Annotated in this window: 6 protein-coding genes; 3 read left to right on the top strand and 3 right to left on the bottom strand. The window is 32.1% G+C overall.

Annotated features, from left to right (window positions below; translation table 11 throughout):
• The coding region (locus WBQ70_RS07530) for a YihY/virulence factor BrkB family protein (protein WP_423912437.1) at nt 1-640 on the bottom strand (640 nt) is incomplete at its 3' end.
• Between the two features lie 29 nt (nt 641-669).
• On the bottom strand, nt 670-1,527 hold the full coding sequence (gene nadC, locus WBQ70_RS07525) for a carboxylating nicotinate-nucleotide diphosphorylase (RefSeq protein WP_423912436.1): 858 nt from the start codon (nt 1,525-1,527) through the stop codon (nt 670-672).
• A 433-nt stretch (nt 1,528-1,960) separates the two neighbouring features.
• Here nadC and WBQ70_RS07520 point away from each other — a divergent pair, with 433 nt between their 5' ends.
• From WBQ70_RS07520 to WBQ70_RS07510, 3 genes are all read left to right on the top strand, one after another.
• A complete protein-coding gene (locus WBQ70_RS07520; RefSeq protein WP_423912433.1) occupies nt 1,961-3,196 on the top strand; it encodes an ATP-binding cassette domain-containing protein in 1,236 nt (411 codons plus the stop codon).
• A 237-nt stretch (nt 3,197-3,433) separates the two neighbouring features.
• Complete coding sequence (rlmH, locus tag WBQ70_RS07515; RefSeq protein ID WP_423912431.1) at nt 3,434-3,907, top strand: 23S rRNA (pseudouridine(1915)-N(3))-methyltransferase RlmH; 474 nt, start codon at nt 3,434-3,436, stop codon at nt 3,905-3,907.
• Nucleotides 3,908-4,048: 141 nt separating this feature from the next.
• The gene (locus tag WBQ70_RS07510) at nt 4,049-4,948 is read left to right on the top strand and encodes a mechanosensitive ion channel family protein (protein ID WP_423912429.1); all 900 of its coding nucleotides are present in this window, start codon (nt 4,049-4,051) and stop codon (nt 4,946-4,948) included.
• A 53-nt stretch (nt 4,949-5,001) separates the two neighbouring features.
• Here WBQ70_RS07510 and WBQ70_RS07505 read toward each other — a convergent pair.
• On the bottom strand, nt 5,002-5,328 hold a 327-nt coding region (locus WBQ70_RS07505; RefSeq protein WP_423912426.1), incomplete at its 5' end, for a dihydropteroate synthase.

The raw sequence follows: 5,328 nt of genomic DNA, 5'->3' as shown, positions 1-5,328 counted from the left end.
TCAATATCAAAAAGACATACCTTCCTAAAATAATCATCGGAATACTATCACTCAAAATATCTTGAACAGCCTTTAATTGAATCACAACTTCAAAAACTACTATAATTGCCACGGTAACAATCAGTAAGAAAGACAAAAATAACGACATACCAAGTGCAACTAAATATTGCTGAAAGAAACCTCTTTTGACCAAGACATGAGATGATTTTTCAAATCCACCTAAAATTGCATTCAACCCATTGGCCTGCAAAAAAATAGACAAAATAAAACCCGTTGACAACAAACCAGAATGACTATTCGTCAAAATATCATTAATAATACTTTCGATAGCTGAATACGTGTTTGGCGGAACACCATCGGCCACAAATTTTAAAAAATCTTGTTGAAATCCTTCAATAGGAATATAAGGAATCAAGTTCAAAATAAACAACGCAAAAGGAAACAATGCCATAAAAAAACTAAAAGCAATAGAACCTGCTCGATTTGAAAAAGCACTCTCTGTCAGTCCCAAACCATATAATTCTAACAAATCATAAAGGCTTAGCCCTTCTAACTTTGGAAGTTTTATTTTTTTTAATCCCTTAACTAAATTTCGAAGTAAAGGAATTCGATTGAATATTTCTTCAATTTCTGCTGACATTAATGATATAATTTATTCTAGAGTTAGTTCTAAAATGCTTTTAAACTTAAATCCATATTATAAATAGAATGCGTTAAAGCACCTGATGAAATATAATCAACCCCACAATCCGCATATTTCCTAATCGTATCTTCATTGATATTTCCTGATGATTCAGTCAAACATTTGTCGCCAATGAATTTTACCGCTTCCTTTGTCATTTCATAATCAAAGTTATCAAGCAAAATACGATAAACCCCACCACTCGCTACAATTTCTTTCACTTCGGCTAAGTCTCGAGCTTCAACAATAATTTTCAAATCACGATTTTCAGCCTTCAAATATTCTTTGGTTTTAGCAATTGCTAAACTAATTCCGCCAGCAAAATCAATATGATTGTCCTTTAACATCACCATATCATATAAAGCAAAACGATGATTTTCACCTCCCCCTATTTTCACAGCCCATTTTTCGGCTACTCTAAAACTTGGCGTCGTTTTACGTGTGTCTAATATTTTAGTTTTCGTTCCCGCTAATAACTGCACATAACTATTAGTTTTTGTCGCAATTGCAGACATTCTTTGCATCGAATTCAATACCAAACGTTCTGCTTTCAAGATAGATTGTGAACTTCCTGAAACATGAAAAACTACATCACCAAACTTCACAACAGCACCATCTTCAATAAAAGTTTCTATTTTCAAACGAGGATCTACATATTCAAACACCATTTTAGCCAAAGCCACACCAGCAATAATCCCGTTGTCTTTCACTAACAATTTTGCTTTTCCTTTCGCATCAGCAGGAATACAAGCCAGCGAACTATGGTCACCATCACCTACATCCTCACGGATCGCATTAGCAATTAAAATCTGTAACTCGTCTTGAAATTGTGATTCACTAATCATTTGTAAAGAAATTTAATATAAGGCTAAATTAGAATATTTTTATGGATAAGAAAATTAGTTCCAATTTGTTTATCATTTTTTATCAACCTTAAAGACCAAATCACATAACAACCAAAATCATTTTTTGGACGTGCCATTAAGATAAGAGATTTTTGAATGAAGATTTGCCGTTAGTAAATAAAAAAAAATCTGATTATAAGCGGTTAAGCTAATTGAAATCAAAAATCGTTAATCAAAAATCTTAACTGATTTTATAACTTAATCATTAACTTAATGACATTGGCTCCTATCACTCACGCAAATATCGTTTCAAAAAACTTTATCTACTTTTCGAATACATAATTCTTACATATTCCTTAAAAAGAAACCAAAGCTTTTTTAATTCCATCAAACAACTTTACTTTTACAAAATTTAAATTTCAATTTAAACAATATGCATCAACTCGAACACTGGGACATCCTTTTAAGCAATAAAGTAGCCAAAAAAGACTTTATCCAAATCCTTTTGGATAAAAAAGCGACAGGACAATTAGATGTTTTTAATACAAAAAAAGGAATTCTTTTCTCGGATTTGGCCATCGAAAAATTCATCGAAAAAGAATACCAATACGATAGCGTTGAAGCAGCTCCAGAAACGCACCGAAAACTGCGCACTTTTTCATCAGGAGAACGCAAAAAAGCGTTTCTGAAATATTGCATCAACCAACAGCCTGATTTTATTATACTTGATAATCCATTAGATCATTTAGATCACAATTCCCGCAAAGAATTAGTCATTCAATTAGAAGTCCTAGCACAAAAAATCACACTAATCCAACTCATCAATCGTTCTGCTGATTTGTTAGCTTTCATTAAAAACAAAAGACAGATTTTAAACAACAATTTTGGTTTAGAACCACTAAAACCAAAAGAAAAAACAACAAATATTTTTGAAAACAAGTCGATTCCAAACCCAATTGATCCTATCACTTGCCACGAAAATATTTTAATCCAAATGAATAATTTATCCGTTAGTTATGACGAAAGACCTATTCTCAACAACATCAACTGGACTGTTAAAAAAGGAGAATTCTGGCAATTAATTGGTCCAAATGGTTCTGGAAAAAGCACAATTCTTTCCTTAATCTCAGGGGATAATTCCAAAGGTTATGGTCAGGATCTATATCTCTTTGGTCACAAAAAAGGAAGTGGCGAAAGCATTTGGGACATCAAGAAGAACATTGGACAATACGCCACTGCTATGACAGATTTGTTTCAAAAAAAACAAACCGTAGAGCAAATGATTCTTTCAGGTTTCTTTGATTCTGTAGGGCTTTATACACAACCGTCTACCTTACAGCTAAAAAAAGCTGATGAATGGTTTGAATTCCTAAATATGACATCGCTCAAGAAAAAATCATTCCTCGACCTTTCCATAGGGCAACAACGAGTAATTATGATTGTTCGCGCCGTACTCAAGCACCCACCTTTATTAATCCTAGACGAACCTACCGAAGGTCTCGATGATGAAAATGTAGCGTTAGTAACCCAACTCATCTCACACTTAGCACAAGAAACAGATATTGCAATACTATTTGTTTCCCATCGTATCGAAAAACTTTTGGCGCCAAATGCTGTTTACAAACTAACCCCGAATGAATCTGGTTCGGTAGGTCAAATTATTACTTAGACTTAAACACATAGATCAATAAGAAAGCACTAAGAGCTCTAAGATTTTTTATATTTCTTTAATTTCTCCAATCTGTGTTCCTTTTTTTTTAGCAAAGTTTATCAAGAACGGCTTACCTTTTAAGTTTATTTAGCTTAATCTTGAAAAAATCTTTATAGTTCTTAAAAAAAGTTGTCGCACTTTACGGTTAAACCTTTTGAACTAGTTTTCTATCTTTGTTTTTTTGAATCCTTACTTATGAACATCAAACTCATTGCCATTGGCAAAACCGATAATAAAGCATTACAAACTTTAATTGACGACTACACCAAGCGTTTGTCTTTTTACATCAAATTTGATTTGGAAATCATTCCCGATATCAAAAACGTCAAAAACTTATCTGAAAGCCAACAAAAAGAAAAAGAAGGTGAACTTATTTTATCAAAAATCACCCCTACTGACCAACTTATTTTACTAGACGAAAACGGTAAAAACTTTTCAAGCGTAGGTTTTTCAGAAGAATTGCAGAAAAAAATGAATTCAGGAATCAAGACTTTAGTCTTTGTCATTGGTGGACCTTATGGTTTTTCGGATACGGTTTATGCCAAAGCGAAAGGAAAGATTTCGTTATCTTTAATGACTTTTTCACACCAAATGGTGCGTTTGTTTTTTATTGAACAATTGTATCGTGGGTTTACAATTTTAAGAAACGAACCTTATCATCATCAGTAATTTGATTTGTTTTTTGAATTTAAGAACACCTCTTTTATATAATTTTTAAAAAAAACAGGACTTTATCAATATTTGATCTCATTTATTGGATTAAAAAACAATCTTTTGGTATCTTGTCCCTAATTATAATAGGGATAAACCATGGATATTAATAAAATCACAAATTTACTTACTGAAAAACTAACCATTTGGGTCGAAGCAATAATAAAACTATTACCCAACATTGCATTAGCTGCAATCGTGATGGTAATTGGGTTTTATATTGCAAAATTCATTCAAAAAATAGCTGGCAAACTAATTTCGAAAGTTTCAAATAATGTCACTTTAAATCATCTATTCAGTTCTATAATTTATTTTATTTTTTTGGGAATTGTCATTTTTACAGTTCTAAGTATACTCCAATTAGATAAAGCAGTTACCTCTATTTTAGCTGGAGCTGGAATATTAGGATTAGCTTTGGCTTTTGCTTTCCAAGACATTGCATCCAATTTTATGTCTGGAATTTTTATTTCGTTTCGTAAACCTCTAAAAGTGGGTGATATTGTTCAAATAAAAGACTACATGGGAAAAGTAAAAGAAGTGAATCTTCGAGATACTGTAGTAGAAACTTTTCAAGGAAAAACAGTAATTATTCCTAACAAAGAAGTCTTTCAAAACCCCATTGAAAACTATACTTTTCTACAAAAACGGCGTTTTGATTTAAGCATTGGTGTTTCCTATGGCGACGATTTAGAAAAAGTTCGTCAGGTAACAATAGATGCTGTAAGCCCTATTGAGGAACTTTCAAAAGAGGATAAAATCAATGTTTATTTTGTAGAATTTGGAGATAGCTCTATAAACTTATCCGTTAGAATGTGGATTAACACTCCTGAACAATCCGTTTATAATAAAGTAGGTAGCGAAGCTATTATTCGAATTAAAAAAGCGTATGATGCTAATGATATTATGATTCCGTTCCCAATTCGTACTTTGGATTTTGGCATCAAAGGAGGAACAACCTTGAATGAAATGCCTATTCAGATGGCTGATTTTAAGGCGTGAAAATCATTGCAATGTATTTTTTTAAAACAGTAATAAACTAAAATATCTCATTATTATTTATTCATTTTCTCGAATAATCTAACCGCTTCAACAGCTTCCTTCACATCATGCACCCTCAATATTTTGGAACCTTTGGATAATGCTATCGTATTTAAAACGGTTGTCCCGTTTAATACTTCTGCAGCACTGGTTTTTAATACTTTATAAATCATCGATTTTCTTGAAACACCTGCTAAAAGAGGCAAATCAAGAATTTCAAACAATTCTAATTTTTGCAAAACTTCATAATTTTGTTCCAATGTTTTAGCAAAACCAAAACCGGGATCAATAATTAAATCATTAATCCCAAAACTTCGAGCCATACTTACACGTTCAGAGAA

Origin of the sequence: Flavobacterium sp. (assembly GCF_049590715.1) — a bacterium.
GTDB lineage: Bacteria > Bacteroidota > Bacteroidia > Flavobacteriales > Flavobacteriaceae > Flavobacterium.
The sequence above is the reverse complement of the archived record's forward strand: the minus strand, read 5'-3'. Positions and strand labels throughout refer to the sequence as shown.